The 26,992-nt window shown below is 53.7% G+C and carries 27 protein-coding genes and 4 pseudogenes; 18 read left to right on the top strand and 13 right to left on the bottom strand.

The window, feature by feature from the left end; all coding sequences use genetic code 11:
- Positions 1-143: 143 nt before the first annotated feature.
- The 4 genes from NYE85_RS14180 to lhgO are packed head-to-tail and all read left to right on the top strand — an operon-like array spanning position 144 to position 5,067.
- Positions 144-1,196: a TAXI family TRAP transporter solute-binding subunit gene (locus NYE85_RS14180; protein ID WP_259005393.1), complete on the top strand. Its 1,053-nt coding sequence runs from the start codon at positions 144-146 to the stop codon at positions 1,194-1,196.
- Positions 1,193-3,160, top strand: a complete 1,968-nt coding sequence (locus NYE85_RS14175; RefSeq protein ID WP_259005392.1) for a TRAP transporter permease — start codon at positions 1,193-1,195, stop codon at positions 3,158-3,160. The genes NYE85_RS14180 and NYE85_RS14175 overlap by 4 nt, the downstream gene beginning before the upstream one ends.
- Positions 3,157-3,873, top strand: coding sequence for a FadR/GntR family transcriptional regulator (locus tag NYE85_RS14170; protein ID WP_259005391.1), 717 nt, complete (start codon positions 3,157-3,159; stop codon positions 3,871-3,873). Before NYE85_RS14175 ends, NYE85_RS14170 begins: the two co-directional genes overlap by 4 nt.
- A 3-nt stretch (positions 3,874-3,876) precedes the next feature.
- Positions 3,877-5,067 (top strand): L-2-hydroxyglutarate oxidase, encoded by a 1,191-nt coding sequence (gene lhgO, locus NYE85_RS14165; RefSeq protein WP_259005390.1) that lies wholly within the window; start codon positions 3,877-3,879, stop codon positions 5,065-5,067.
- An 88-nt stretch (positions 5,068-5,155) separates the two neighbouring features.
- Here the strand turns inward: lhgO and NYE85_RS14160 are convergent, their stop codons facing one another.
- From NYE85_RS14160 to NYE85_RS14145, 4 genes are all read right to left on the bottom strand, one after another.
- Positions 5,156-6,076, bottom strand: coding sequence for a sugar ABC transporter substrate-binding protein (locus NYE85_RS14160; protein WP_259005389.1), 921 nt, complete (start codon positions 6,074-6,076; stop codon positions 5,156-5,158).
- A gap of 64 nt (positions 6,077-6,140) precedes the next feature.
- The gene (locus NYE85_RS14155) at positions 6,141-7,181 is read right to left on the bottom strand and encodes an ABC transporter permease (protein WP_259005388.1); all 1,041 of its coding nucleotides are present in this window, start codon (positions 7,179-7,181) and stop codon (positions 6,141-6,143) included.
- 16 nt (positions 7,182-7,197) lie between these two features.
- The gene (locus NYE85_RS14150; RefSeq protein ID WP_259005387.1) at positions 7,198-8,682 is read right to left on the bottom strand and encodes a sugar ABC transporter ATP-binding protein; all 1,485 of its coding nucleotides are present in this window, start codon (positions 8,680-8,682) and stop codon (positions 7,198-7,200) included.
- A 75-nt stretch (positions 8,683-8,757) separates the two neighbouring features.
- Entirely contained in the window at positions 8,758-9,687 is a 930-nt protein-coding gene (locus tag NYE85_RS14145) for a sugar ABC transporter substrate-binding protein (RefSeq protein WP_259005386.1), read from the bottom strand.
- A gap of 453 nt (positions 9,688-10,140) precedes the next feature.
- On the opposite strand from NYE85_RS14145, the gene NYE85_RS14140 reads away from it, so the two are divergent.
- From NYE85_RS14140 to NYE85_RS14115, 6 genes are all read left to right on the top strand, one after another.
- Positions 10,141-10,983, top strand: coding sequence for a class I fructose-bisphosphate aldolase (locus NYE85_RS14140; RefSeq protein ID WP_259005385.1), 843 nt, complete (start codon positions 10,141-10,143; stop codon positions 10,981-10,983).
- Positions 10,984-11,110: 127 nt separating this feature from the next.
- Positions 11,111-12,712, top strand: a complete 1,602-nt coding sequence (locus tag NYE85_RS14135) for a sensor histidine kinase (protein WP_259005384.1) — start codon at positions 11,111-11,113, stop codon at positions 12,710-12,712.
- A 4-nt stretch (positions 12,713-12,716) separates the two neighbouring features.
- Positions 12,717-13,433 (top strand): two-component system response regulator DcuR, encoded by a 717-nt coding sequence (gene dcuR / locus NYE85_RS14130; protein WP_259005383.1) that lies wholly within the window; start codon positions 12,717-12,719, stop codon positions 13,431-13,433.
- 427 nt (positions 13,434-13,860) lie between these two features.
- Complete coding sequence (locus NYE85_RS14125) at positions 13,861-14,337, top strand: hypothetical protein (protein ID WP_259005382.1); 477 nt, start codon at positions 13,861-13,863, stop codon at positions 14,335-14,337.
- 140 nt (positions 14,338-14,477) lie between these two features.
- Positions 14,478-15,317 carry an alpha/beta fold hydrolase gene (locus NYE85_RS14120; RefSeq protein WP_259005381.1) on the top strand — a complete coding sequence of 280 codons (840 nt, stop codon included), beginning with the start codon at positions 14,478-14,480 and terminating at the stop codon, positions 15,315-15,317.
- A gap of 139 nt (positions 15,318-15,456) precedes the next feature.
- Complete coding sequence (locus NYE85_RS14115; RefSeq protein ID WP_259006331.1) at positions 15,457-16,143, top strand: alpha/beta hydrolase; 687 nt, start codon at positions 15,457-15,459, stop codon at positions 16,141-16,143.
- 39 nt (positions 16,144-16,182) lie between these two features.
- On the opposite strand, the gene NYE85_RS14110 is transcribed toward NYE85_RS14115, so the two are convergent.
- Positions 16,183-17,055, bottom strand: a complete 873-nt coding sequence (locus NYE85_RS14110) for a LysR family transcriptional regulator (protein ID WP_259005380.1) — start codon at positions 17,053-17,055, stop codon at positions 16,183-16,185.
- A 226-nt stretch (positions 17,056-17,281) separates the two neighbouring features.
- Between NYE85_RS14110 and ampC the strand changes: the two genes are divergently transcribed.
- Entirely contained in the window at positions 17,282-18,415 is a 1,134-nt protein-coding gene (gene ampC, locus NYE85_RS14105) for a class C beta-lactamase (protein ID WP_259005379.1), read from the top strand.
- A 47-nt stretch (positions 18,416-18,462) separates the two neighbouring features.
- Here the strand turns inward: ampC and NYE85_RS14100 are convergent, their stop codons facing one another.
- A complete protein-coding gene (locus tag NYE85_RS14100; RefSeq protein WP_259005378.1) occupies positions 18,463-18,663 on the bottom strand; it encodes a hypothetical protein in 201 nt (66 codons plus the stop codon).
- 241 nt (positions 18,664-18,904) lie between these two features.
- A pseudogene (locus NYE85_RS14095) lies at positions 18,905-19,102 on the bottom strand (hypothetical protein).
- A gap of 192 nt (positions 19,103-19,294) precedes the next feature.
- Between NYE85_RS14095 and NYE85_RS14090 the strand changes: the two are divergent.
- The gene (locus NYE85_RS14090; protein ID WP_259005377.1) at positions 19,295-19,693 is read left to right on the top strand and encodes a DUF1493 family protein; all 399 of its coding nucleotides are present in this window, start codon (positions 19,295-19,297) and stop codon (positions 19,691-19,693) included.
- A 327-nt stretch (positions 19,694-20,020) separates the two neighbouring features.
- On the opposite strand, the pseudogene NYE85_RS14085 reads toward NYE85_RS14090, so the two are convergent.
- Positions 20,021-20,155, bottom strand: a pseudogene (locus tag NYE85_RS14085) (phage tail protein); the annotation flags it as partial.
- A 65-nt stretch (positions 20,156-20,220) separates the two neighbouring features.
- On the opposite strand from NYE85_RS14085, the gene NYE85_RS14080 reads away from it, so the two are divergent.
- From NYE85_RS14080 to NYE85_RS14065, 4 genes and pseudogenes are all read left to right on the top strand, one after another.
- Positions 20,221-20,403 (top strand): type II toxin-antitoxin system HicA family toxin, encoded by a 183-nt coding sequence (locus NYE85_RS14080; RefSeq protein ID WP_259005376.1) that lies wholly within the window; start codon positions 20,221-20,223, stop codon positions 20,401-20,403.
- A 24-nt stretch (positions 20,404-20,427) separates the two neighbouring features.
- Entirely contained in the window at positions 20,428-20,865 is a 438-nt protein-coding gene (locus NYE85_RS14075; protein ID WP_259005375.1) for a type II toxin-antitoxin system HicB family antitoxin, read from the top strand.
- A 106-nt stretch (positions 20,866-20,971) separates the two neighbouring features.
- Positions 20,972-21,121, top strand: a pseudogene (locus tag NYE85_RS14070) (IS4 family transposase); the annotation flags it as partial.
- Positions 21,103-21,714 (top strand): annotated as a pseudogene (locus tag NYE85_RS14065) (tyrosine-type recombinase/integrase); the annotation flags it as partial. The pseudogenes NYE85_RS14070 and NYE85_RS14065, both read left to right, overlap by 19 nt.
- 316 nt (positions 21,715-22,030) lie before the next feature.
- Here the strand turns inward: NYE85_RS14065 and NYE85_RS14060 are convergent.
- The 4 genes from NYE85_RS14060 to ftnA all read right to left on the bottom strand — a co-directional run bounded on the left by NYE85_RS14060 (position 22,031) and on the right by ftnA (position 24,453).
- Positions 22,031-22,372, bottom strand: coding sequence for a YebY family protein (locus tag NYE85_RS14060; RefSeq protein ID WP_259005374.1), 342 nt, complete (start codon positions 22,370-22,372; stop codon positions 22,031-22,033).
- A gap of 69 nt (positions 22,373-22,441) precedes the next feature.
- Entirely contained in the window at positions 22,442-23,323 is an 882-nt protein-coding gene (copD, locus tag NYE85_RS14055; RefSeq protein WP_259005373.1) for a copper homeostasis membrane protein CopD, read from the bottom strand.
- A gap of 3 nt (positions 23,324-23,326) precedes the next feature.
- Positions 23,327-23,710, bottom strand: coding sequence for a CopC domain-containing protein YobA (gene yobA, locus NYE85_RS14050; RefSeq protein ID WP_259005372.1), 384 nt, complete (start codon positions 23,708-23,710; stop codon positions 23,327-23,329).
- Positions 23,711-23,934: 224 nt separating this feature from the next.
- The gene (gene ftnA, locus NYE85_RS14045) at positions 23,935-24,453 is read right to left on the bottom strand and encodes a non-heme ferritin (protein WP_259005371.1); all 519 of its coding nucleotides are present in this window, start codon (positions 24,451-24,453) and stop codon (positions 23,935-23,937) included.
- Positions 24,454-24,817: 364 nt separating this feature from the next.
- Between ftnA and NYE85_RS14040 the strand changes: the two genes are divergently transcribed.
- Positions 24,818-25,048, top strand: a complete 231-nt coding sequence (locus NYE85_RS14040) for a DNA polymerase III subunit theta (RefSeq protein WP_259005370.1) — start codon at positions 24,818-24,820, stop codon at positions 25,046-25,048.
- Between the two features lie 57 nt (positions 25,049-25,105).
- Here NYE85_RS14040 and pip read toward each other — a convergent pair whose 3' ends face one another.
- On the bottom strand, positions 25,106-26,059 hold the full coding sequence (gene pip, locus NYE85_RS14035; protein ID WP_259005369.1) for a prolyl aminopeptidase: 954 nt from the start codon (positions 26,057-26,059) through the stop codon (positions 25,106-25,108).
- 232 nt (positions 26,060-26,291) lie between these two features.
- Between pip and exoX the strand changes: the two genes are divergently transcribed.
- Positions 26,292-26,960, top strand: coding sequence for an exodeoxyribonuclease X (gene exoX / locus NYE85_RS14030; RefSeq protein WP_259005368.1), 669 nt, complete (start codon positions 26,292-26,294; stop codon positions 26,958-26,960).
- Positions 26,961-26,992: the final 32 nt, after the last annotated feature.

Raw genomic sequence — 26,992 nt, 5'->3', positions numbered from 1 at the left:
CGTCACATTCTGCAACATATATCGGCCATTTTTTGCCCAACACGATCACAAATCCCGTCGCTGCCATTAGGCCAACCAATCTGCCATGTTGTATACAAGTTGCAGCAAATGTTATCCATTTGTTTCAACCTCTGGTACTTACTATGAAAAATAGAAAAATCAAGCTATTAGCAGGTATCACTGCGGCCATCGCCGTGGTGGCGCTAGCTATCGCCGGCAAGGCGGAGAATGCCGACAAGACCTTTTTGTCAGTAGCTACCGCCTCTACCGGCGGCACTTACTACCCGATGGGCGTCGGACTGGCTAACGTCTGGAGCAATCTGCTGAAGCAGGACGGTATCCAGGTCACCGGACAGTCCTCGGCCGGTTCGATAGAAAACATCGATTTATTGCAGAAAGATGAGGCGCAGCTGGCCATTCTGCAAAGTCTGATTGCCACCGAAGCCTATGAAGGGGTGCGCAATTTCGACCGGCGAGCCTATAAAGACCTGCGCTCCATTTCGATGCTATGGCCCAACGTGGAACACTTCGTGATGCTGGAAAGCAAGGTGAAAGACGGCACCTTAAACGACATTGCCGGCAGCCGTTTTTCGGTAGGCCCGCAGGCCAGCGGCACCGAACAATCCACGGTGGTGATCCTGCAAGGCATCAAGTTGAGCAAAAAATCCATTTCACCTGAGTACCTCGGCTATGGAGATACCGTTTCGGCGATGCGTGATGGCCGACTTGATGGCGGCGCATTACCCGCTGGCGTACCGGCCGCCGCGGTCACCGATATGTACGCCAGCGGCGTTCCGGCGCGCATTCTGGACGTTACCGACCAGCAACTGGCCAGTATCAACGCCATTGCCAATGCCTGGTTCCGCTTTGAAATAAAGCCGAATACCTATCCGCGGCAGAGCAAGGCGGTCACCACCATCGCCCAGCCAAACATTCTGGTTTCCATCCGGCAAATAGATGAAAAGATCGTTTATGACCTGACCAAAACCATGTTCGAAAACCTGCCGGAAGTGCATCAGGTGCACAGTTCTGCCAAATACATTTCGTTGGAAAATGCGCTAAAGGGCGTTTCTGTGCCGCTGCATTTGGGCGCCTATCGCTATTTCCGCGAAGTCGGCATCAACGTACCTGATTATCTGGTGCCGCCAGAAGCGGCTAGCGCAGACGATGCGTCTAAAAAAACGGAGGCGTTATGAACGCTGAAAAACTGACGCCACCGCCGGTGGTCGATCTGGATAAAGAAGCCGGCACGGGTAGTCGCCCGCTGGCCGGCATCACCTTGCGACTGGCTACGCTACTGGCGATGGCCATTTCGCTATATGCCATTTATTCCAATGCATTGGCCAATACCCAGGAATTCTATCGCAACACCACCTTTCTGAGCGGGATCCTGATCCTGGGATTCATCCTGTTCCCGTTCTCCAAAAAACACGCCACCAGCGCGTTCAACCGCTGGGATTACTTATTCATCACGCTGACGCTGGTGAGTTACGGCTATTTTTACTTTAACTACGTCGATCTGCACGTGGTACGCAAAAGCATTCCCAATACTACCGATTACCTGATGGCGGCATTGGGCATTGCGGTATTATTCGAAGCCGCACGGCGTACAACCGGCTATTTCATCCCCGGTCTGGCGACCTTTGCCATCGTCTATGCCCTGTTCGGGCAATATTTCATGGGTATATTCGGCCACGGCGGTTTTTCGGTTGAGCGCTTGCTGTACCGGCTGTTTATGACCAGCGAAGGGATATTTGGCATTACCCTGTCTACCGCCTCAACCGCCATCGTGGTCTTTATCCTGTTCGGCGCGTTTCTCAGCGTCAGCGGCGCCACCCAACTGTTTAACGATTTGGCGCTGGCGATGGCCGGTCGTCGTCGTGGCGGACCGGCGCAGGTGGCGGTGATCTCATCGGCGTTGACCGGCTCGCTGAGCGGTAGCGCGGTGGCCAACGTTGCCACTACCGGCACCTTCACCATTCCGCTGATGAAAAGCATCGGCCTGTCGCCGCGTTTCGCCGGTGCGGTTGAAGCCACCGCGTCGACCGGTGGCATGATCATGCCGCCGATTATGGGCGCAGCCGCATTCATTATGGCCGGTTTCCTTGGCATTTCTTATACCACCATCGTGATTGCAGCCATCGTGCCGGCACTGCTTTACTACGCGGCGCTGATCATGGCCATCGATCTGGAAGCGAAAAAACAGGGCCTGAAAGGCCTCAGCAAAGAGCATATTCCGCAGGTCAAAGCGGTGCTGAAGGCGCGTGGGTTATTACTGCTGCCGCTGGTGATCGTCATCGGCACTCTGCTGATGGGCAAAACGCCGATTTATGCCGGCTTCCTGGGCATTGTTGCCATTATCGTCGCCAGCTGGATCACGCCGGACAGCACGGTGCGCATGACGCCGAAGAAAATCGCCGAAGCGCTGAATGAAGCGGCACGCGGTTCCATTCAGGTAACCATCGCCTGTGCCGCCATTGGCGTCATTATCTGCGTGGTAACCATGACCGGTATCGGTTCTACGCTGGCGTTCAATATCGTTTCAATGACCAACAATACCTTGTGGATGATACTGCTGGTGGTGATGCTGGTGTGTATTGTGCTGAGCATGGGACTGCCCTCGACCGCGTTGTATATCGTGGTGGCGGTTACCGTATCGCCGATCCTGATCAAGGCCGGCGTGATGCCGTTGGCCGCGCACTTCTTCGTGTTCTGGTTTGGCGCGCTGTCGAACATTACCCCGCCGGTGGCGCTGGCAAGCTATACCGCAGCCAGCATCGCCCGCGCCGATCCGATGCAGACCTCGTGGGATGCGGTGCGGCTGGCGCTGCCGGGCTTTATCATTCCGTTCATTCTGGTTTATAACCCGGCGCTGCTGATGCAGGGCGAGGATATGAACGTCTTTTCCATGATTCACATGATCGTCACCGCGCTGGTTGGCATCTATGCGCTGTCAATTGCCAGCGCCAATTTCTGGCTGATGAAAACCCACTGGCTGGAGCGGCTACTGTTTATCGTTGCCGCCATCATGCTGATCAAGCCCGGCCTGTTGACCGACCTGGCCGGTGCCGCGCTGATTGTCAGCGCTGGCGTGATGCACCTGCTGCGCTATAAACAACGCGCCCCGCTGGCCGCCAACCTGCCGGAGAGCAATGAATGATTCACAAGGTCACGCGCCAGAAAGCATCGCATCAGGTTTTGGCGCAGTTAAAAGCCGGAATTAGTGACGGCACTTTTCCGGTGGGCGAAAAATTGCCGTCGGAAAATATCCTGGCCGACGCCTTTGGCGTCAGCCGGGTGCCGGTGCGCGAAGCCCTAGGCGTGCTCGAAGTCAGCGGCATTATCTCCTCGCGCCAGGGCGGTGGGCATCGGGTTGAGCAGCATTCGCTGCTGAGCAAGTACGAACCGTTAATGATGGAGATAGCCAACCGCGACGAAGTCGAAGCGCTGCTGGAAATGCGTGAAGTCATCGAACAGCAGGCTGCCGGCATGGCCGCCGAACGCCGTAGCGCAGAGGAACTACAGGCCATCGAACAGGCGTTTATCGCGTTTCGTGACGCCACGCTGCATGAACAGCAGCTCGGTTACCAACAGGACTATCTGTTTCACCGCGCCATCATGCAGGCGTCACACAATCCGTTTTTCGTGCAGATACTCGACAACATGCACGAACTGTATCTGGGCGTGCTGATTTATTCCCTCCGCAAGAACCGTGGTCGCCTGGCGGAACGGCAACGGGTAATCGAGGAGCATCGCCAGGTGTTGTTGGCGATCAAGGCCGGCGATCCGGCTGCGGCCATTCGCTGCATGCAACGCCACCTGAGCAACGTACGCGGCAAACTGCGCCGACTTGAAAACGAAAATATGGAATAAAGCATGTATGACGTTATCGTGATTGGCGCCGGGCTGGTTGGGCTCGGCGTGGCGAACGCGCTGCAGGAAAGCGACCCGCAGCGGCGCATTCTGATTATTGACAAAGAAGCCGGGCCGGCGGCGCATCAGAGCGGCCACAACAGTAATGTAGTGCACTCCGGTATTTACTATACCCCTGGCAGTCTGAAGGCTCGGTTGGCCAAGCAGGGCAATAAAACCCTGTTTGACTTCTGTCGCCAACACGACCTGTATTACGACCAGTGCGGCAAAGTGATTGTCGCCACCCAGCTGAACGAACTGGATGCGCTGGAAAACATTTATCGGCGCGGGCTGGAAAACGGCCTGGCGGTTTCACGCCTGAGCCAGGCGGAACTTAAACAGCGCGAGCCGCACGTCAACGGGCTGGAGGCGTTGCTGGTGCCGGACGCCGGCATCGTCAACTACGCGCAGGTAGCCGCCAAACTGGCAGAACTCATCCAGCAGCGCGGCGGAGAGATAGCCTACCGTCAACGAGTCGAGGCCATCGACGAATACACCGACAGAGTCGAGGTGCGCACAGCGAACGCCAGCTACCGGGGGAAATGGCTGGTGAACTGCGCCGGCTTGTTCAGCGACCGCATCGCCAAACTGGCGGGCTACGACACCGGTATGAAAATCGTGCCGTTTCGCGGCGAGTATTATGTGTTGAACAGCGACAAGAATCACCTGGTCAACCATCTGGTGTATCCGGTTCCCAACCCGGACTTTCCGTTCCTCGGAGTGCATTTTACCCGCATGCATAACGGCAAGCGTGATGTAGGCCCCAATGCGGTATTGGCATTCAAACGCGAAGGGTATCGCAAACGTGACATCAACCTGAAAGACCTGGCCGAGGTATTGAGCTATCGCGGTTTTTGGAAGATTGCCGGCAATTATCTCGGCGAAGGGGTTGCCGAGATCCGCCGCTCGCTGTCACGCCGGCTGTTTACCGAAAACGCGCAGCGCCTGATCCCGGCGTTGCAGGCGAGTGACTTGCTCCCCGGGCCTGCCGGCGTGCGCGCCCAGGCGCTGACCGTCGACGGCAAATTGGTGGATGACTTCCATTTTGTCAAAGGCAGCCGCTCGCTGCATGTCTGCAACGCCCCCTCCCCGGCGGCCACCGCCTCACTGGAAATCGGCCGAGAAATCGTGCGCCAGCACCTGTCGGCGCTGTAACGACGAACGGCATCGCCGATACACGCGGCATGCGATGCCATTCGGCAAGAGCCGAATGGCATTTAGCGTTAACGGGTGTCAGTGGCCGTCATGGCTTCGCCGCATACTGCTGCCGATTGGCCGGGGTCACCAGCTCAAACGGGATCCAGTAATAAGGCTCCAGTTTCTCGCCTTTGATCATACGCTGCGCCACCGCCACTGCCGCCTTGCCCTGGCCGACGGCATCCTGGAACACCGTCACCTGCAATTTGCCGGACGCCATGGCTTGCAGACCATCCGGGGTGGCATCGATACCGCCAATCAATACCTTGTCATCCTTTTTACCGGCCTGTTGCAGCGCCATAATGGCGCCAATGGCCATTTCATCATTATTGGCCGCCACGATGTCGATCGACTCGCCGTTGGTGAGCCAGTTCATCATCAGATCCATGCCTTCGCTGCGTGAATAGTTGGCGCTCTGTTTCTGCACTATTTTCATCTTTGGATACTTGGCCACTATCCGTTCAACATCGCGGGTGCGTTGTAGCGCACCGGCATCCGTCAGGTTGCCGATCATCACCGCCACATTGCCCTGGTAATTGGCCAATCGAGCCAGTTCCTCCATCTGCAAGGTGCCGGACTCTTTTTCATCCGAGCCGACAAACACCACGCCGGGCGGTAACTGGCTGTCACCGGGAGTACGGTTCACATACACCAAGGGTATTGCCGCACGCGTCACCATCTTGCTGATCGCCGGGGTGCTGGCAGAGTTGACCGGATCGACGATAATCGCATCAACGCCGGCGCTGATAAAATTCTGCACTTGATCGGTCTGACGCCCGACGTCACCGCGCGCGTCTTCGAATTGCACGGTGATGCCGCGCGCCTTGGCCTCTTTATCAATCGAATGGCGAATAATGGTCAGGAAGTTCTGATCAAAATAGGCCATCGAGACACCGATGGTTTCCGCCAGTAGCGGCGTAGAACAGCCTAATCCGGCAACCAGCAACAGGATTTTCAACGATTTCATGATGGTTTCCCCAAGCTAAAAAAAACCGCCGGCCAAACGGCACCGGCGGAAATTCACGGCAAAATCAGCTTTTCTTGCGGTTGCGGCGCATATCGATCGCCACCGCGGCAACGATAATGATGCCCTTGATAATGTCCTGGATGTAAGAGTCGACGCCGATAAAGGTGAAACCGCTCTTGATCAGACCCAGGATCACCGCACCAATCAGCGTACCGGTGATCCGGCCAACGCCGCCCATCAGGCTACTGCCACCGATAACCGCCGCGGCGATGGCATCCAGTTCGTAAGACATCCCCATGCTCGACTGGCCGCTGCTGACGCGCGCCGCCAATACCACGCCCGCCAATCCAGCCAGCCCGCCGGCAATGGTATACACGATCACCAGGTATTTATTGACGTTGATGCCGGACACTTTCGCCGACACCATGTTGCCGCCGATGGCATAGACATATTTACCGTAGCGGGTGTGCTTGAGCGCGATGTGGAACACCGCCGCAATCACCAGGAAGATAATCACCGGCATCGCGCCCTGACCGATGGCGGTAAAATCATCCGACAGGAAACTGATCGGGTTGCCTTTGGTGTAATACTGCGCCAGTCCGCGAGCCGACACCATCATGCCCAAAGTGGCAATAAACGGCGGGATGCCAGTGCGCGTAATCAAGAAACCGTTGATAAACCCGCACAGTATGCCAATGCCAATCCCGGCGCCAATCGGTACTGCCGCCGGCAAGTCCAGCAGGCCGGGATACATTGGCGAAATACTGTCGGCGGTTTGTGCCAGGCTGGCCGCCACCACTGCGCTCAGCGCGATCAGCGAACCGGAAGACAGATCGATGCCGGTAGTAATGATTACCTGAGTGACGCCGACGGCGATAATGCCGATGATAGCCACCTGCAACACAATCAGTAGCAGACGGCTCGGGTTCATCAGAAACGACTGGTCGCGGATATACCAGCCAAGCAGTTCAAAGATCAAGGCAATGCCCAGCATGACGATAAAAATCCCCACGTCTTTGGGCATTTTGCCGCTCAGGCCGGAAAACAGCAGGCCTTTGCGCGTCTGCTCGCCGCTGAGCGTCTTCTCAATTTTTACGTTACTCATTGGGTTCACCTTTGCGTTATTCAGAGGCCAGCGCCATGATTTTTTCCTGATCGGCGTCGTCTTTATCCAGAATGCCGGTGATGCGCCCACCGTGCATCACCATTATCCGGTCGCTCATACCGAGAATTTCCGGTAATTCCGAAGACACTAAAATGATGGCCACACCACGATTGGCAAGTTCGCTAATCAAACGGTAGATCTCCGCCTTGGCGCCGACATCAATACCGCGCGTGGGCTCATCAAGGATCAATATTTTTGGCTGCGCCAGCAGCCAGCGGGCAATTAATACTTTCTGCTGATTACCGCCGCTAAGATTATTAATAATCTGATCCATGGTCGGCGTTTTGATGTTCAGTTTTTTGATTTGCTCCATACAGTCCTTGGCCATTTGCACATGACTGACGAAACCATTTTTGCCGATGTAATTGGTGAGATTGACAATGCTCATGTTTTCCACCACCGACAACACCAGGAACAAACCGGATTTCTTGCGATCTTCGGTTAAAAAGGCCAGGCCATGCTCGATCGCTCTGGAGGGAGAGTCGACCCGCACCGGCAGACCTTCGACATATATTTCACCGCCGTCAGCCGGGTGCATGCCGAACAGGCTTTCCATCACCTCACTGCGTCCGGCGCCCACCAGCCCGGCGACGCCGAGGATTTCACCGCGTTTCAGGCTGAATGAAATGTCATCAAACCACCCCTCGCGCCGCAACCCGGCGACGCGCAGCACTTCTTCGCCGATATTGTTGTTGAACTTGGGAAACATCTGCGTCAATTCACGCCCGACCATCATGGTGATCAACGACTGTTTGGTCAGATTGCCGGTGTTGTCGCTGGCGATAAACTTGCCGTCGCGGAAAATACTCACCTCATCGGTAATGGCAAATATTTCATCCATCTTATGGCTGATATAAATAATGCCCTTACCCTGGTCACGCAGTTCACGAATAATGGCGAACAGGTGGCCTACCTCGGCTTCGGTCAATGCCGATGTGGGTTCATCCATAATCAGCACATCGGCGTTGTAGGACACCGCCTTGGCAATTTCCACCATTTGCTGGCTGGCGATACTTAATTCCCCGACCATCATGCCCGGTTGCAATTTGATATTGAGTCGCGTCAACAAGGCCTGAGTTTGTTTATTCAGCGCGTCATGGTTAACGAACCCCAGCCGGGCCGGCTCCCGCCCTAGCCAGATATTTTCCGCTACCGTCATATGCGGCACCAGATTCAACTCCTGGTGAATCATCGAAATACCGGCATGCAGCGCTTCGAGCGTATCGGCGAATTTCACCGACTGGCCTTTGATTTTGATCGAGCCGCGATCCGGGTGGTAAATGCCTATCAGGCATTTCATCAGGGTTGACTTGCCGGCACCGTTTTCCCCCATCAAGGCATGTACGCTGCCCGGCCTGATTTTAATCGACACGTTATCCAGCGCTTTGACGCCGGGGAACTGCTTGCTGATGCCTTCGGCCTCAAGAACATAGGGATACATACTGATAACCTCCGCTGCCGTCCTGCGGCCTGGCGCCGGCGCAAGCACGACGTCAGGCCTTCGATGACGCTATGTTTACTTTTTGTTCTTATCGGCAAACTGCTGATAGTTATCCTTGGTAATCAGCTGATAAGGGATCAGCACGCTGCTCTCGACCTTTTCCCCTTTCACCAGTTGGATTGCCGCCTGTACCGCTCCTTCGCCCTGTCCCTTGGCGTCCTGGAACACGCTGACGTTCAAATCGCCCTTCTTGATGAACTCCAGCGCGTCTGGCGTGCCGTCAATGCCTGCCACCAGCACCCCGCTTTTCTTCGATTGTTTCAGCGCCAGGATCGCGCCAATCGCCATTTCATCGTTATTGGAGGCGATGGCGTCAATTTGCTGGCCGGACAGGATCCAGTCGGTGGTGACGTCAACCGCCTCCTTGCGGAAGAACTTGGCGGTTTGCTTGTCGATAATCTTGATGTCCGGAAATCTGGCTGCAACCTCTTCCACACCACGGGTACGGTCGCGCGTCGCCTCGCTGGACAACTCTCCCATCAGGATCATCACGTTGCCTTTGCCGTTCATCAGCTTGGCCAGTTCTTCCATTTGCAATTTGCCAGCCAGCTTGGAGTCGGAACCGACATAAGCCATGCCGGCCGGCAACGTCACTTCCGGGCGACGGTTAACAAACACCAGCGGGATCTTGGCGCTTTCCGCCAGCTTGATCATCGGCTTGACGCCCTGGGTATCGACCGGGTTAAGGATGATGGCATCCACCCCCTGGCTAACGAAGTTTTCAACCTGTTGTACCTGTTGCGCGATATCCCCTTTGGCGTCTTCGAACTGGCCGCTGACGTTGCCATCCTGTTTCATTTTGTTCTGCATCGACTGGCGGAGGATAGTAAGGAAGTTGTCATCAAAATAAGCCATGGAAACGCCGATTTTTATGTCCTTGGCCAAGGCACTGGCCGGCAACATGCACACTAACAGCGACGAGACGATCAGTTTCTTCAGCTTCATGTTCTGTACCCTTTAATCGTTAGAATGAAGAGGCCTGTTGATTTGACAGCTAATGAAAAATAATTTTTACATTCAAACAACAATCCGTCCGGTGTTATTTCTTTGAAACCACTGAATTACCGTTTTTCGGACAGTATTTCTGGGCATTAAAAAGATTGATCAAGGTCTCAAAATAGAGCTAAAACAATGCATTGAAATAAACCCTCGCCTTACACTCAAAATGCTCGCGGCGTTTATTAAATGTTTATTTCAAAATTTAGATTATTGAAACTTTTACATCCAAACAAGCGGAACATGCGTTTTGGAATGACTGATTTACAGAAACATGACACGGATCTAACAAATGACGAAAAATGCACCAGCAGCCCGGGACGTTTCGTGCGGCGTTTCGCCTTGTTGCCCCGCCCATCGTCGCCAATACTGTTAGGATAACTTTCTGACGGGAGCGACGGCATGCATAACAGCGCCAAAGTACGGATGAACCGATTGTTTAACCACGGCAAATGCCTGGACGTGGCCATCGATCACGGCATCGCCAATGAGCCGGATTTTCTGCACGGGCTGGAAGATATCGAACGGGTAATGCACAACCTTATCGATGCACAACCGGACGCAATTCAGGTCAATTATGGCCAGGCCGATCTGCTGCAACGAAGTACGCGACGCGACAAGCCTGCGCTGGTGATGCGCACCGACGTCGGCAATGCCTATAATGCCGAGCGTCATCGCGAAATGTGGGCGGTGCTGCACAATCCGGAGGCACCCATCCTCGGGGCGCTGCAAATGGACGCCGCCGCGGTGGTGGTAAATCTGTATATGATCCCGAACGAACCCGGTATTTTTCGACAGTGCGTGGAAAACATCGGTCGCTTGCGCCACGCCTGTGATAAATACGCCATGCCGTTGATGATTGAGCCGCTGGTGATGGCGCCAGCCGGGCAAGGTGCGGCCTACGGCTCGTTGGGCGACGTAGAAAAAATGGTGCCACTGGTGCGGCTGGCGCGTGAGCTGGGCGCGGATATCATCAAGGCCGATCCCACCGAACATATTGCCGATTTTCACCGCATCGTAGAAACCGCACGCTGCCCGACCCTGGTACGCGGCGGTGGCAAAGGCGAGCTGGGCGCAGTGCTGGAAAAATCAGCCGCGCTAATGGCGCAAGGCGCCAGTGGTATGGTGTATGGCCGTAACGTTTATCAGCATGCCAATCCCTCACGGGTGGTCAGCGCATTGATGGCAATCATCCATGCCGGTGCCAGCGGCGAACAGGCGCTGGCGATTTATCAGCAGGAGTAAACCGGGCTTTTGTAACTAAAGTAAGCCGCAAAACCGGCAGCGGCATGTGGTAATCTGCTGCCGGTGCCCCATCCCCGAGTTCCTCGTTCGACTAGCGCGTTACCATAACCCCATCCGGAGAACCCTGATGCCCAGACAACGGCTGCCGCTAAAGCTCAGCACTTCACTTATCCTGATGGTTTCCGCCATCATTGCCTCGGTGTTGCTGGTGGTTTACGCGCTATTCTTCGTGCAGATGAACCACGAGGGGCAGGATCAACTGCGTCAAAAAGCCATGGCGATAGCCGAGACGCTGGCGCTGTCAAACACGGTGATCGACGGTTTGCAGCATCAGGATCGCAGTGGGGTTATCCAGCAATTTGCCGAACGGGTACGCAGTAAAAACGAACTGCTGTTCGTGGTGGTGCTGGATATGAAAGGTATTCGTTATTCCCACCCCAAGCCGTGGCTGATCGGTAAACATTTTATCGGCAACGATCTGGCGCCGGCATTGCTGGGCAAATCGAACAGCGCGATTAATCGCGGCGCGCTGGCACCTGCACTGCGGGTGTTTGTGCCGGTGTACGATGCGCAACAGCAACAGATCGGCGTCGTCGCGCTTGGCATAGCGCTGGATACCGTGCAACGGGTGATTGGCGAAAGCCGCTGGATTATTTACTGGACGCTGGCCTTTGCCGCGCTGGTCGGCACACTGGGAACCTTTTTCCTGGTGAAAGCGCTCAAGCGTATCATGCTCGGCTTTGAGCCTTATGAAATTTCCAACCTGTTTGAACAGCGCAACGCCATGTTGCAATCAATCAAGGAAGGGGTAATCGCCGTTGACGGCCAATCGCGCATTACCATCGTCAATGACGAAGCGAAGCGCCTGCTGCGGCAAAGCGGGCCTTTTGAGAACCTATTGCAGGATGCCGCCAGCAAGCATTGGCCGGCGCAGCTGCATCTGGCCGAAGTGCTGGCCAGTGGCAAACCGCTGCGCGATCGGCAAATTACCTTCAACGGCAGTGAACTGCTGACCAATACCGTACCGGTGATCGTCAACGGCCAGGTTATTGGCGCGATTGCCACTTTCCGTGACAAGACCGAAGTCAGCCGCCTGCTGCAGCGTTTGAGCGGAATGGCGCAATATGCTGACGCGCTACGGGTACAATCGCATGAATTTATGAACAAGCTGCACGTGATCCTGGGCATGCTGCACATGAAAGCCTACCAACAACTGGAAAACTACGTCATCAATACCGCCAGTAACTACCAGCAAGAAATCGGCGCGCTACTGCGGATGATTAAATCACCCGAAGTGGCCGGTTTTTTCATTGCCAAAATTAACCGCGCCCACGAGGCCGGTATTGCGTTGACTCTCGACGAAACCAGCATGCTGCCGGAAACCGACGATGCCGAAGCCACCCATGTGTTGATCAGCGTACTGGGCAATTTGATAGAAAATGCCTTCGACGCCATCGACGGTGCCGAAGGGCATGAAATTACCCTAAGCTTTCATCATCATGATAATCACTTACACTGTATCGTCAGCGATGACGGCCCCGGTATCGACCCAGCGATCGGTACGCGGATATTCGAACAGGGATTTTCAACCAAAGGGTCAGGCCGTGGTATTGGGCTGGCGCTGATCCGCAGTCGCCTGGAAAAACTCGGCGGCAGCATTGATTTTGACTCTGAACCGGGTGAAATGACCCAGTTTTATGTACGCATTCCCTATCAGGCCAAGAGCTGAACACATGATTAACGTATTGATTGTCGATGACGACCCGATGGTGGCGGAACTGAATAAATATTACCTGAGCCAGGTGAGCGGCTTTCATTGCCAGGCTACGGTGGCCACGCTGGCGCAGGCACGCGCATTACTGACTGACGCCAGCACCAGCATTGATCTGGTGCTGCTGGACATCTATATGCAGCAGGAAAACGGGCTGGATTTACTGCCAGCCCTGCGAGAGCTGGGCGAAAAAACCGACGTCATCATCATCTCCTCCGCCAGCGATGTGGATACCGTGCAAAAAGCGCTGCATTACGGCGTGGTGGATTACCTGATTAAACCCTTTCAATTCACCCGTTTCAAACAGGCGCTGAGCAATTATCAGCAGCAATCGCAGATTTTGGCGCAGCGTGAATTCTGTGCCCAGGCGGACGTTGATAATCTGCTGCGCCGCCAACCTGACAGCGTTGAAAGCAAGAAATTGCCAAAGGGGTTGACCAACATCACCCTCAGCACGGTATGTGAGTGGATCGATCAACAGCATGACGGCGAGTTTTCCACCGACAACCTGGCCAATGCCATTGGAATTTCACGGGTTTCATGCCGCAAATACCTGATTTACTTAGCAGAAAGTGACATCCTTGCGACACGTATTCTCTACGGCACAACCGGACGTCCGGTGTATTTATATCAGCTCAAAGCGGATGCCCGTGCGCTGCTGCAAGCCTATTGTCGTTAGTTCTTTTTCCTGTCGGCAAAGCGTCTTCTTTGCCGACCCCGGCCAAAGCCCTACATCACGCATAACCCTGCCAAAAAGCGCACCTCCAGCCATAAGTAACGCCATAACTATAAATTACAGAATTTATGACCATTTAGTTTTTTTGCCATAATCAATTAGATTTATAAAACTAAAAACAGTGTGCATATAGAACTAATCCTAAAAAAATCTCTCATCGGACAAGTTGCAATCCAATTCATCCAATTGATTTTAATTAATTAAATTTAAATTCTATTTATTATCCGCTTTATGTGCGTGGATTTGATACTTAATTAAACTTTGATTATAACCGTGATCAGGTTCTAACTTTATTGGCGAAGGATGAATCTCTTGGGCAGGGAAGCACACTCTGTAACTTCAATAATCTGGCAATATTTCAGGAGTAAATATGGCTAATAATATCGTGAAAGACGTAGTGGGCAGCGTGAGCGATTTTGTCGATTCCACCGTAGACAGCGGCACTGAAGCAATCGGTGGCGTAGTTGACGCAGTGACTTCCGGTACCGGCGGCTTTTGGGGTGTGTTGACCGGCATTGCGGGCAGCGTCGGCGATCTGGCAGGCAATCTGGCCAAATCGGTACTGGGCCTGGTCAGTGATATTAGCGGCGGTGTTAGCGATCTGGCCGGCAACGTCACCGATTTTGTCACCGGCGTACTGGACAAAATCGGCGACGTAACCGATGTGGTTGACCATGTCACCGATGGCGCAACCGACACCGTGACCGACGCCACCGACGCGTTGATCGCAGCCCTGCAACATACCGGCGGCGACGCTCAGACAGCCGCAGCCCCGGTGGCGGTAGAAGTCAACGGCGTTGCCGGCGCTGCCGATGCTGCCGATGCTGCCGTGCATCACGTTGCTTAATGCCAATTAAATAATACCTCCCTGCTGGCCTGGCTGGCAGTAATACAACAATTGGATAGCAATAGAATATCTTCGCCAGGGATTCGCTTTGCCATGTTTGTTAGTCAGCGTTATTTACTTTGTTTTTATGGGGGTGGGAAATGAAACCGGAAACAGCAATTGTTCGCGTCGGTGAATGGCAGGTTTACGTCGAGCGTTATATTTACCCTGGCGTAAGCGAATCGGTAATCTGCGTCAACGGTGCATTATCGACAACGTTAGCCTTTCGTAACTGCGTAAAAAACTTTAAGAACCGCGTCAACGTTATCTTGTTTGACTTGCCGTTCATCGGTAAATCAAGACCGCACAACCGACTGAGCCGTCCTTTGCCAAAAAGCGAAGAGGTGGTGATTTTGCAAACCCTGATCGAACAATATCAGCCATCGTATATTCTTTCGGTCTCCTGGGGAGGCCTGGCCGCGCTGATGGCGCTGTCAACGCGCCCTTCGTCAATCCGCAAAGCGGTTGTTGCCTCTTTTTCGACCCGCATTACGCCAGCAATGCACAATTATATCGAGCGAGCCAAAGTGCTACTTGATGCAGGACGTAATCACGACGTCGCCACATTGCTCAATGACGAGGTTGGCAAATATTTGCCTAGTTTGCTCAAGCAGGCCAACCACGAACACATTAAAAACCTCGATCATGAAACCTATCGCCAGGCCAGTTTCCATATAGGACAAATTTCATCATTGCGTCATGAAGATTACGTTGAAATTTTCCGCAAGATAGAAACGCCGATCATGTTTGTTAATGGCGAACGGGATGAATACACTACCGCACAAGATATTCGCGAAATCGGCAATTATATTCGCGATTGCGACTTTATTACCGTGCCGGAAGCTGGTCATTTCCTTGATATGGAAAGCCGCCCCGCTGCACAATGCGTCAGCAACGTGCTAAACGACTATTTCTTTGTAGAAAAAGCGCTGGCCTCCTGACGTCGTTCCCCCCATACCGGTCGCCCCCGCGGCCGGCTGTTTACCTCGCTCTCCCTGCTCCCTGCGCCATTCCCGCTATACTTGGCATGTCCGTGCTGCTGTTACGGCATGGATTTCACGCCTATTCACTATGGAGAGCATAATGAACAAGCCAAATATCGTATTGGTTCATGGGGCCTGGGCCGACGGCTCACATTGGCGTCAGGTGATTGCCAAACTGCAGGCCAAAGGCTATCCGGTGATTGCGGTGCAAAACCCGCTGACGTCATTGGAAGACGATATCCGGCGCACGGTGCAAGTTGCCGGCGATCTGAAAGGCCCGACGCTGCTGGTCGGACATTCCTACGGCGGTATGGTGATTACCGGGGCCGGCAATGTGGAGAACGTGATCGGGCTGGTATATATCGCCGCCTTTGCGCCAGACGAAGGCGAAGATCCGGCCGGGCTGTTCGCTCTGCGCGAGGCGCCATCGGGCGCTGCGGCAATTCACCCCGATGGTCATGGTTTTCTGTGGTTGGATAACGCGATGTACCATGAAGCATTTTGCCAGGACGTGGACAAACAGGAATCCGCAATTTTGGCCGCGACGCAAAAGCCGATCGCCGCGCGCTGCTTTACCGATAAATCCGGCCCGGCAGCGTGGAAAAACAAACCCAGCTGGTATCAGATTTCTGCCCAGGATCGCATGATCCCGCCGGAGACCCAGCGCTGGTTTGCCGAACGCATGCAACCGAAAAAAACCCTGGTGCTGGACGCCAGCCATGCCTCGCTGGCCAGCCACGCCGATGACATCGTGGCACTGATTGACGAAGCCGCCAATTATTGATCGACATGCTGCAAGCAGGCTGCGCGATGGGCCAGCGCCCTAACCTCTGTCAGCGCTTTCTTGCAGCAGCCAGTGTTCAAACGCTTTCATTGCCGGCGTCATCGCTCGCGACTTCAGGCTGGTGAGCCAATAAGCACCAAGATTCACTTCAACATCAAACGGACGCACCAGTCGTGCCTCCTGCAACGCCTGGCTAAACATCGCCGCCGGAGCCAACGCCACGCCACCGCCATAAATCGCGGCCTCCACCATCAGTTGTGACGAGTCAAACACCGGGCCATTGATGCGCCACGGAGTCACTCCCGCCGCCGCCAGCCAACGATCCCATTCATCGCGGCGGTAAGAACGCAGCAACCGCTGATGCCGCAACGATGCCGGCGTGGTGAGCCGGGCTGCCAACTGCGGTGGGCACAACGCCGTTAGCGGTGCATCCAGCAGTTTGACGCTGCGCGTGGCAGGCCAGGCACCGTCACCGAAACAGATGGCGAAATCCAGCCCTTCTGCCGCCAGATTGATCACATTGTTGTGGGTCATCACCCGCAGGTCGATAAATGGATGCTTGCGATGGAATTCGCCCAGACGCGGTATCAGCCAACCAACGGCAAAGGTCCCCACCGCCGCCACTGTCAACGCTTCGTGAAAATGCCCGCCGTCAAACTGCTGCAACACCGATTCAATACGATCAAACGACTCGGTCAGCACCGGCAGCAAGGCCAGCCCTTCATCGGTGAGATCCAGCCCGCGAGGCAGCCGCTTGAACAGCCGAATACTTAACCGCTCCTCCAGCATGCGCACCTGCTGACTGACCGCCGCCTGCGTAACGTTCAGTTCGCGCGCGGCACGAGTAAAATTAAGGTGGCGAGCGGAAGATTCAAACGCCCGCAGCGCGTTGAGGGGTAACCAGTCACGCATGGATTTTAGCCATTAGTTTTTCTTTATGCTCGATGAAAAATTTATCGATTGTCAGTGTGAATATAATAACGATAAATTGCGCACCTGAATTGTAGGAAAGCAAAAAAACCGCCGCATGAGGTTAAGTTCAGGGATGATGGTAGTTTTGCTCGCGCCCTTATCCCTTAATAAAACTGTTGGCGAACCCCGTCATTGACCCTAACGACGCTAACCGGATGAGATATGTATGCTAATTAAACGCCTGGCTTTACTTTCGCTGTGCCTGACGGCGCTGCCCGCTTTGGCTGATGCCAGTGATAACCTTAAAATCGACCAAATCGTGCAGCCCTTGATGCAAAAATATGCCGTGCCCGGGATGGCGATCGCCGTATCGGTAGACGGTAAGACGCATTTTTATAACTACGGCGTAGCCTCAAAACAGAACAAGCAGCCCATTACCAACCAGACGCTGTTCGAAATCGGCTCATTAAGCAAGACTTTCACCGCTACGCTGGCGGCTTACGCGCAAAACGCCGGAAAATTTTCGCTGGCCGATCCCGCCAGCCGCTATTTGCCACAGCTGCGCGGCAGCGCATTTGATCGGGTGACGTTGCAAAACCTGGCGACCCACACCTCCGGCCTGCCGCTGTTTGTACCAGATAACGTCACCAATACCACGCAGTTGATGGACTATTACAAAAACTGGACGCCGACGCATACGGTAGGTAGCTACCGCGTCTATTCCAACCTGGGCATTGGCATGCTGGGCATGATCACAGCCAAAAGCCTGAATCAGCCGTTTGCCGACGCAATGGAGCAACGCCTGTTGGCTGGATTGGGCATGAAGCACAGCTTTGTCAACGTGCCGCCGCGCGCGATGGCGGATTACGCCCAGGGTTATAACAAAGAAGACCAACCGGTGCGCGTGACGCCGGGCCCGCTTGACGCCGAGTCATACGGCTTGAAGTCCAGCTCCGGCGATCTGATCCGCTATCTGAATGCCAACATGGGGTTGGGTAAGATCGATCCGAGCTGGCAGCAGGCGCTTAACGACAGCCACAAAGGCTATTACCGCGCCAGCGAGTTCACACAGAACATGATGTGGGAAAGTTATCCCTATCCGGTCACGCTGGAAAAACTGCTGGCTGGCAATGATGGCAAGGTGATCCTGAACGGCGTGCCGGCGCTTGCGATTACCCCGCCACAGCCGCCGGTACAGCAGGCATGGTATAACAAAACCGGCTCCACCAACGGCTTCTCGACCTATGCGGTATTTATTCCCGCACAGAAGATTGCGGTGGTGATGCTGGCCAACAAATCATTCCCCAACGATCAACGCGTGACCGCGGTGTATGACATTATACAAACGTTGAAAAAATAATCGGTTGGCAGCATAAGCAACAAGCCCACTGCGCTGGGCCTGTTCGCTTAGCGCTGCCTTTCAGCGCGCTTGATCATGCGGTCATTCGGCGACTGCGTTTTGACCGACAAAGGGGCAACGAACTCTTTCCACTGTTTATCGGCCGACGTGTCGGCAGTAGACTCCTCGTCCAGCGTATAGTTATCGTTATGGCTCCCACAGCCGGCAAGCGCAATCACGCTCAGGACAATCAATAGTGTCTTTGGCATCGCTATATCCTTATAGGCAGTAATTTGCCAAATGATAACAAATCTCGCTTAGGACGCCAAAGGCCAAAGCCGGCATTATAGAATACGTTGAGGCCGGGCGGAGCAACGGCCAGCTGTTGCCAAGAGAGCGGCATCTAAACCACCAAAGTCAGGCTCGCGCGGCTGGAGGAAACTGATGGCTTACGTTAGTAACGCGGATGAGGAATTCACTTACAAATCAACAAGAAAAAACCGACCATCGTTATTTTTTCTCGCGTACCAGAGTGGCAGCATCTCTCAAAACCCCTTTGTGGATTGTGTTACCGACAAGCCTACGTTTCCGTTCCATGTTATCCACGGTGTTTTGGCGATTCACTTACATGCCATTTGAGATTAACTCAATGACAGCAGCGCCGATTTCATTTGCGATAAACATCGCTCTTTCATCATCAATTTCCATACCATAACCTTTGATGTGTGATTTTTGAACAAACTATCATGTCAGTCAAATATTGAAACATCCCCTAGGTCCGTTATGTTACGACAATGCCGATTGACAAGGAAAATTGATGGATACTGTTGAGGAATTAGGCGGGACGTATTTTTATGGGGGCTGCGTAACCTATCGACCAAAGAGCTGTTCTTCTGGGTAATGGTTGATGAAACCATGACACAATTAGGAGTTGATGATGCAGTAGCAGTAGCTGTAGCGGCAATTATCTCCGGACGCAACAGCATCCCCGTTCCCGGAAAGCCTCGGGGAGCAACAGCCGGAACATCCAGGGCATCTTTATGCTTTAGACGTAACTTACCCCAGCGATTACCATTCCCTCTCCCAACGTTAACAGGCGATATCAACGATATGATGGGGGAGTATTTCGAAAAATTCCACATCGAACCGGGTAAATATGAATTGATAACCTATTACCCAAAACAGCAACCGCTGCGCCCGCTCCTCCGCCTCTTTGGTGTGGCCAAAGCAGAGCCACCACCAAAACTAACAGCAGGAATGCTAATAGAATCAGCCAAAACTGGGCGCTGGTTGTATTAAGCCGGGTTTCCCCGGCATTTTATATTACGTTTCACCAACAGGCTCTGTGAGCACATTCGCTGGTGTCGCCTCCATTTTCTCACGTGCCGGCATCTCAACGCGTAGATCTACCCAGCGTCCGGCAGGGATATTGATTGGCATCCCTTCGTCATAACCCAGAATTTCATTGCAGGCGAACGCTGGCGCAGTCGGGTGTGTGCGGTGGTAGATTTTGATCAGCAGGTCGCCGCTCGGCTCCACCTCATAATCAACCCAGATTGGTGGCTATTTGTTGCGCGTCAGCGTTAAAACCGAGCATGCCAGAGACACGGTAAACGCCATCGATCAAGTTTGGGTTTCAGGGTTAATCCCGTCGCCGGAGACCTGTTTGTAACCGTCACCAAATTGCGCCGTTCGCACCCGTTGCTTCGGGTTCCCCTCCGGCTGCCCCAGCACTCGCCAAGTAAAAGCTTCTATGGACATAAATACACACACCTCTTGTTTTGTGTGTATATGTGTGTATAATAAATTCCAGGTTAGGAGGAATTATGAAATCGACTGACCTGATAAAGGAATTGTCTGCTGCCGGGTGTGAACTTAAACGGCATAACGGGGGAAGCCATCAGATATGGTGGTCACCAATAACCGGAAAAACTTTCCCGGTTCCGCATCCGAAAAAAGATTTACCCCTCGGCACTGTCAAATCCATCAAGAAAATGGCGGGGATCTAATCCCCGCCGACTTTGGAGGTGAACATGTTCTTCTCAGTAGGCGTCGAAACGCCAAAAGATGAAAACACAGCATACGGCCTGATTGTTCCTGCATTTTCAGCTTACGATTATGGGTGTTTCTCAGCAGCTGATACACAGGAGCAAATCGCCTCGATGGTGAGAGAGGCGATCCTGTTGACCGTTGAGGATATGGTTTCCAGCGGTAAATGGTCAGTTGACCAGATAAAAGATGCCGGGCACCTGGTCTATGCTGCAAACCCTGAATATGCAGATTTCGATAGCTGGTTTGTTATCGATATTGATTTATCTGAATTCGAGGGTAAGCAACAACGCATAAACATCGCGTTGCCGGATACTCTGATCCGCCGTATTGATAATCGGGTTAAAGAAAATCCGACAGCATATCGCGATCGCAGCCACTTTATTGCCGAGGCTGCGCGGCACGAACTATCATCCAACTGAACCATAAAAGCCCGCTGCGCGCGCAATGCCGATCGGTTAAAGATCGGTTGACCGATCCTTAAACTGCGGCACTATAACGGCTTCCACTACAGGGAGCCGTTTTCTTATGCCACTTCTCAATGACCTGCTCGAGTTCAGCGACCATCCCCTTATGCCACCACCTTCAGCTCAGATGTTTGCGGAACATCTGCCTGCCGAGTGGCTACAACACTGCCTGACTCTCTCTGAACATGCCACTATCCATCTCAGGAGCATCATGTACTTCGCGCCAGTCTGATTTGCGACGGCCGCTCAATCCCCTTGTTAAGCTGGATAGTTCCCACAGAAAAGCAACAGAACGCGCTGATACAACAGGCTTTCCTTGATGCCCTTGCCAGTGCAGTAAATCTGCAGGCCAGAGTTATCATTGTTACGGACGTCGCTCTAATGCGGTTCGACAACGTCACCGAGGGACGTCTGCAGCTCGAGCAGGGGAAAGGCGGCGCCAGGTTGTCGCTACCACTGGATCTTGAACTCGCGGCCACCGGCCTGCAACTGCGCGCGGTGATAGACCGTTGCCGACTGGCCAGTACCACCGATTTCATGATCAGCGCCGGCATTCGCAAAAACAGCCCTGATGGCTCGCTTCACCCTGATGGGTTGACGAAAAAATTTGTCACGGCGCGGCGGACTGCCGGGATTGAGTTTGCAGATAGCCCGCCAACGTTCCATGAGATCCGGAGCCTTGCCGGCCGGCTGTATGAGCGGGAAAAAGGAAAGGAATTTGCTCAGAAGCTATTAGGACATAAATCCGAAGCAATGACGGGAAAATACCTGGATTCACGGGGGAAAGAGTACGTGATGTTATAAAAGACCGAATACAGAAATTCGGACGAAATTCGGACATCTTCGGACAATCGAAAATAAAACCTTAAAAATCAACAAGATAAAAAAAGACCGAATACGATTCCTATATTCGGTCTAGGGAAATGGCTCTTGGGAGAGAGCCGTGCGCTAAAAGTTGGCATTTAATGCAGGGCTTGTTGAGCCATGCACTTTAAGAGTAGCTTACAGCGCTATTTTTGCCAGCCATGCACACGGCAAGTGATAGTTCACGGCAGAAACCATTTCTTTGCCTGCTGCCTTCACGGGTTAACCTGTTGATTAGATGGACGCTTAACGCGGATCATCGGGCACAGAGCGTTTCTGCGCGAGCACGAAAAGGTGCCACGCTCATCTTGTGACCAGGGTTGGCAGCGTCATCCAGCAATATCATCTCCAGCGGCTGTGCGCGTTGCTGGCCTGATTTCACCTGTGCCTCTGCCACATCGTTGAGTGGATACTGCATCAACGTGCTGTTGTTGAGAACAAATAGCGCCCCACCCTTGCGGCACTGCAATGTCACTTCTTCTTTGGTAAACGCCCACTGTTTGCCGAACTCCAGCTTGGTGACGTTTTCCAGCCCTTCTGACGCCAACGCGCCGGTAACGCTGCCCAGCAGCATGATGCCAAGTAATGCACGTTTCATAATATGACCCTAAGGTGATGCCTTGAGGCAATTTTCCCGCAATTCGGGGGCCTGCCGCAAGCGGCAGTCTCATTTCGGCGCATAGGTTGCAAACAAACTGACCAGCCACAGCACCACAGCCCCCAAGACAATCTCGATCCAGCAGGCCAGTAGCAAACCGCGCTGCGCCAGCTTTGGCATGCGACCCATCGCCGGCACCACCGCATAACGATTGGCCAGCGCGACTACCACCATCAGCGCCACCAGCGCAATTTTAAACAGCAGCAGGCGCTGATACGGCAATGCCAGATTAAGCGGCCAACCGCCAAGAATAATCAGGCTGTTGATCACGCCGGTGACGACCACCACTATTACCGCGAGGTGTCCCCAGCGGGAAAAGCGAATCAGGGTGATGATGGCGTCGGCCCGCCATTGCGGTTGTTGCAAATAACGCAGGCACAGCAATAGCGGCAACAGGCTCCCAAACCAATAACCGGCCGCCAACAAATGCAGTACATGATTGGAACGATGCAATACCCCTAGCGCACCGTCATGCATCGCGGCGTGGCCAATCAACGCCATGCTGGCCAACAGCAACAGACTGAGGATTGCGCAGGCCACATTGCGCCACCTGGCCGGCAACCACAGCGCCAGCAGCGACAGCAATGCCAAGCCGATATGCCAGCGCCATATGTCGCCGAACGTGGTGCCAAGCACCGCTAACCAAATCTCGGGCCGGTAGGTATCTGCCCAACCGTCGCCCATCTGCCCGGCCTGTACCGCCACCATCGCCAGCGCCGAAAGCGCGGCAGTGAGCGTCGAGACGATCAGTAGTGGGCGTGCATCGCGGGAAAGTAATGGAGCAAGGCGCTGTGGCGACAACAAGGCGGTGAACAGGCTGATGCCAAACATCAGCATCACCGCCACAAAGTGCACCAAGCGACACAGGACAAACAGAGTCGCTAATGTCATTGGTTATTTTACGGTGAAGCTGTATTGACCTTTGGTTTTGTGGCCATCAACCGACACCACGTGCCAGTTAACCTGATATTTTCCGGCCGGCAACTGGCCTTCGATTGGCACGTTAAGCTGGGTATTATTGTTGGGATCAAGATTCAGTTTACCGGTTTTCACTTCACCGTTATCTGGCCCGGTGATTTTCACACCGCTGAAGTTGGGTTCAATGCCTTCAGAGAAACTGAGGGTTAGCGCCTGTGGCGCCGGGCTGACGGCGGCGTCTGCGGCCGGCGTCTGCACTTTCAGATGCGCATGAGCCAATGCCTGCTGCGATGACAGGCCGACAAACAACACCAACAGCGTGGAAAGCAGGCGATAAGAGGAACGAATTTTACCGATCATAACGGCGTCCTTAATGTAAATGATGAGGTAAACAGGGTCAGAATCGAGGCCATCCCTGTAACATAGCGGGACAAATGATAACCACGCCCCCGCAGCAAGTCGAGCGCATCACTGCCATTTTACGATCTCGTAGCACGTATCGCTGGGTAACCCGGCTAAATGCAGGGTATAAAAAAACCGCGCTCTGCGAACAGAAACGCGGTTTTTTTTGACTGGCCGCCCGATCAGGCCTGGCCGTGATTGCCTTCGGCTGCGGCACCCATTTTCTTCAAGTCTTTATCGATGAAGAACAATGCCTTACCGCTGTTACCAACCAGAGCCAGTTTATCCAGCACCGATTTGAACAGTTTCTCTTCTTCGTGCTGTTCGGCGACGTACCATTGCAGGAAGTTGAAGGTAGAGTAGTCACGGGTGGTCATTGCCACATGCGCCAGTTCGTTGATCTGACGGGTGATCAGCTGTTCATGCTCATAGGTTTGCTGGAACACGTCGGCCAGCGATGCAAACTCGATTGGTGGTGCCGCAATGGTGCCCAGCAACGGCAGCGAACCGGTATCGCTCAGGTAATCAAACAGACGCTGCATATGCTGCATCTCTTCCTGAGAGTGTTCCTTCAAAAAGGCCGCAGCGCCCTCGAAACCTTTGTCGCTGCACCATGCGCTCATTTGCAGATACAGGTTGGCAGAATAAAATTCCAGGTTGAGCTGTTCATTTAACTGTTTTGCCATTTCTTGCGTCAGCATACGTTTTCCTTTTATTTTTGCAGGTCATTCTTTAAATTTTCCGCATTATGCCTTGAGAAGAACAGAATAAAAACAGTTGATTTACATTCCTGGTGAATTAATTTTTAATACTTTAAATATCAAAAAGATAAAATAAACCAACCGACAATTATGCTAATAAATATGATAACCATTTACATCTCCGAATTTAATTAAAAACGAATCATTCTTATTTAAATTAATAAATAAATTGCGGCAATATGATGACAAGGATAACGGCCGTGTATGAATGCCGCTATTCTTCGTGCTTTTCCAGACTTGCCAAGCGCCCTGGAGTGGATTACCTTCTGCGCTGTTTGCATGCGGTAACAGTAAGGAGAACAGCGTGGGATACAATCTGGCAGAGCTTTCCAAAGATGAAATGGATAAGGTAAACGTGGATTTGGCCGCCTCTGGCGTAGCATTTAAAGAACGCTACAATATGCCGGTGATCCCTGAGGTGGTGGAACGCGAGCAGCCGTCACATTTGCGCGATTACTTCCGCGAACGCGTGACGCACTATCGCATGGAGTCACACAAGTTTTCTCGTCTACCCTATGAACCGAAAATGAAATAGCGGTAAATGACGGGCGCGCTATACGACACCCGTTGCTTCACCGCCTGTGGGCTGGCATCAGTTGCCGGCAAAGTTGTCGGTTGCCAGCATCAACTGATGCAATATGCCCGGCTCATCAAATGAGTGACCCGCGCCTTCGACAATGTGCAGTTGCGCCTCTGGCCAGGCTTTGGCCAGATCCCAGGCGTTTTGCACCTGACAGGCCATATCATAGCGCCCATGGACAATCACCGCCGGAATGTGGCGAATCAGTGACACGTCGCGCAGCAGCTGATCGTCAGCGTCGAGGAAACCAAGATGGGTGAAATAGTGATTTTCGATGCGTGCAAATGCCAGTGCAAAATCGTCCTCGCCAAACGATGCCGACTCCTTGCTTGGCAGCAACGTCACGGTTTCCCCTTCCCATACACTCCACAGTTTGGCGGCCTCCAACTGCACCTCAGGATCCGATGAGGTCAACCGTTGACGGTAGGCGGCGATCACGTCCTTGCGTTCTTCCTCGGACAAGATCGACAGCACCCGCTCCCATTTTTCCGGGAAAAAACGTGACGCTCCGTCCTGGTAGTACCACAGCAGCTCTTGGCGACGCAGCGTGAAGATGCCGCGCAGCACCATTTCGCTGACGCGCTGCGGATGCCGTTGGGCATAGGCCAGCGCCAGGGTTGACCCCCATGAACCACCGAACACCAGCCACTGTTCCACGCCGGCCATTTCACGCAGACGCTCGATATCTGCCACCAGGTGCCAGGTGGTGTTGTTGTCCAGGCTGGCATGAGGGCGGGAACGGCCGCAGCCACGCTGATCGAACAGCAGCACTTTATAACGTTGCGGATCGAACAGCTGACGATGATGGGGAGAGATGCCACCGCCCGGGCCGCCGTGGATAAACACCGCCGGCTTGCCATTTGGATTACCGCTTAATTCCCAGTAGATCCGGTGGCCATCCCCAGTATCCAGCCAACCGCTGTCATACGCTGCCAACGGTGGGTACAAACCTCGTAATTGTTCCATGGCGCTTCCGTCTCTTGGTGAGTTATGCCTCCATCAAAGCCCAAGCGCTGCATCAGGTCAACGGCAAAACCGCAAAACTCCCACCGATAGCAGACCCGGCGCGTTCGATTGCTTAAAATCAATACGACTTGCTTTACTTTACGCCACTGCGTGATGCTCCGACGCGGTAAAAGGTGATTGGCAGCGCTGCTGGCTGCCGTTAAGCTAATGGGGAAAATTTCGCGAGGACAGCATGACGTTACGAGTAATAGATACCGAAACCTGCGGGTTGGATGGCGGTATTGTCGAGGTAGCCTCGATAGATATCATTGATGGCCAGCTCGCCAATCCGATGAGCGATCTGGTTTGCCCAGACCGTCCGATTGGCATCGAGGCGATGGCAATACACCATATCACCGAGGCGATGGTGGAAGACAAGCCGCGCATCGCCGTCGCTATCGGCCGTTATATGGGGAGCGAATATTACGTGGCGCACAATGCCGCTTTCGATCGCGGCGTTTTGCCGGAAATGAACGGCCGCTGGATCTGTACCGTCAAGCTGGCACGCACACTCTACCCTGGTATCAAATACGGCAACCAATATTTGCGTTATGCGCTAAATCTCGAGGTGCAACTGCCACAGGACACCACCCTGTATCCGCATCGCGCACTGTACGACTGCTACGTCACCGCCGCACTGTTGCAGCGCATCATCAAGGATTCAGGCTGGTCAGCGGAAGAAATGGCCAATATTACCGAACAGCCGGTGCTGTTGAAGACCTTCAAGTTCGGTAAGTATCGCGGCCAGCCCATCGATCGCATTGCCCAGGAAGATCCTGGCTATCTGCGCTGGATGCTGAAGTCGATTGCCGACCTCAGCCCAGACATGAAGCACACGCTGAAGTACTACCTGGTGGGGTAAAAGCGCGGCCAACGCATGCTGCCAGCGTTGGC

Origin of the sequence: Serratia sp. AKBS12 (assembly GCF_024793895.1) — a bacterium.
GTDB lineage: Bacteria > Pseudomonadota > Gammaproteobacteria > Enterobacterales > Enterobacteriaceae > Serratia_F.
This window is presented reverse-complemented; position numbering and strand designations above follow the sequence as displayed.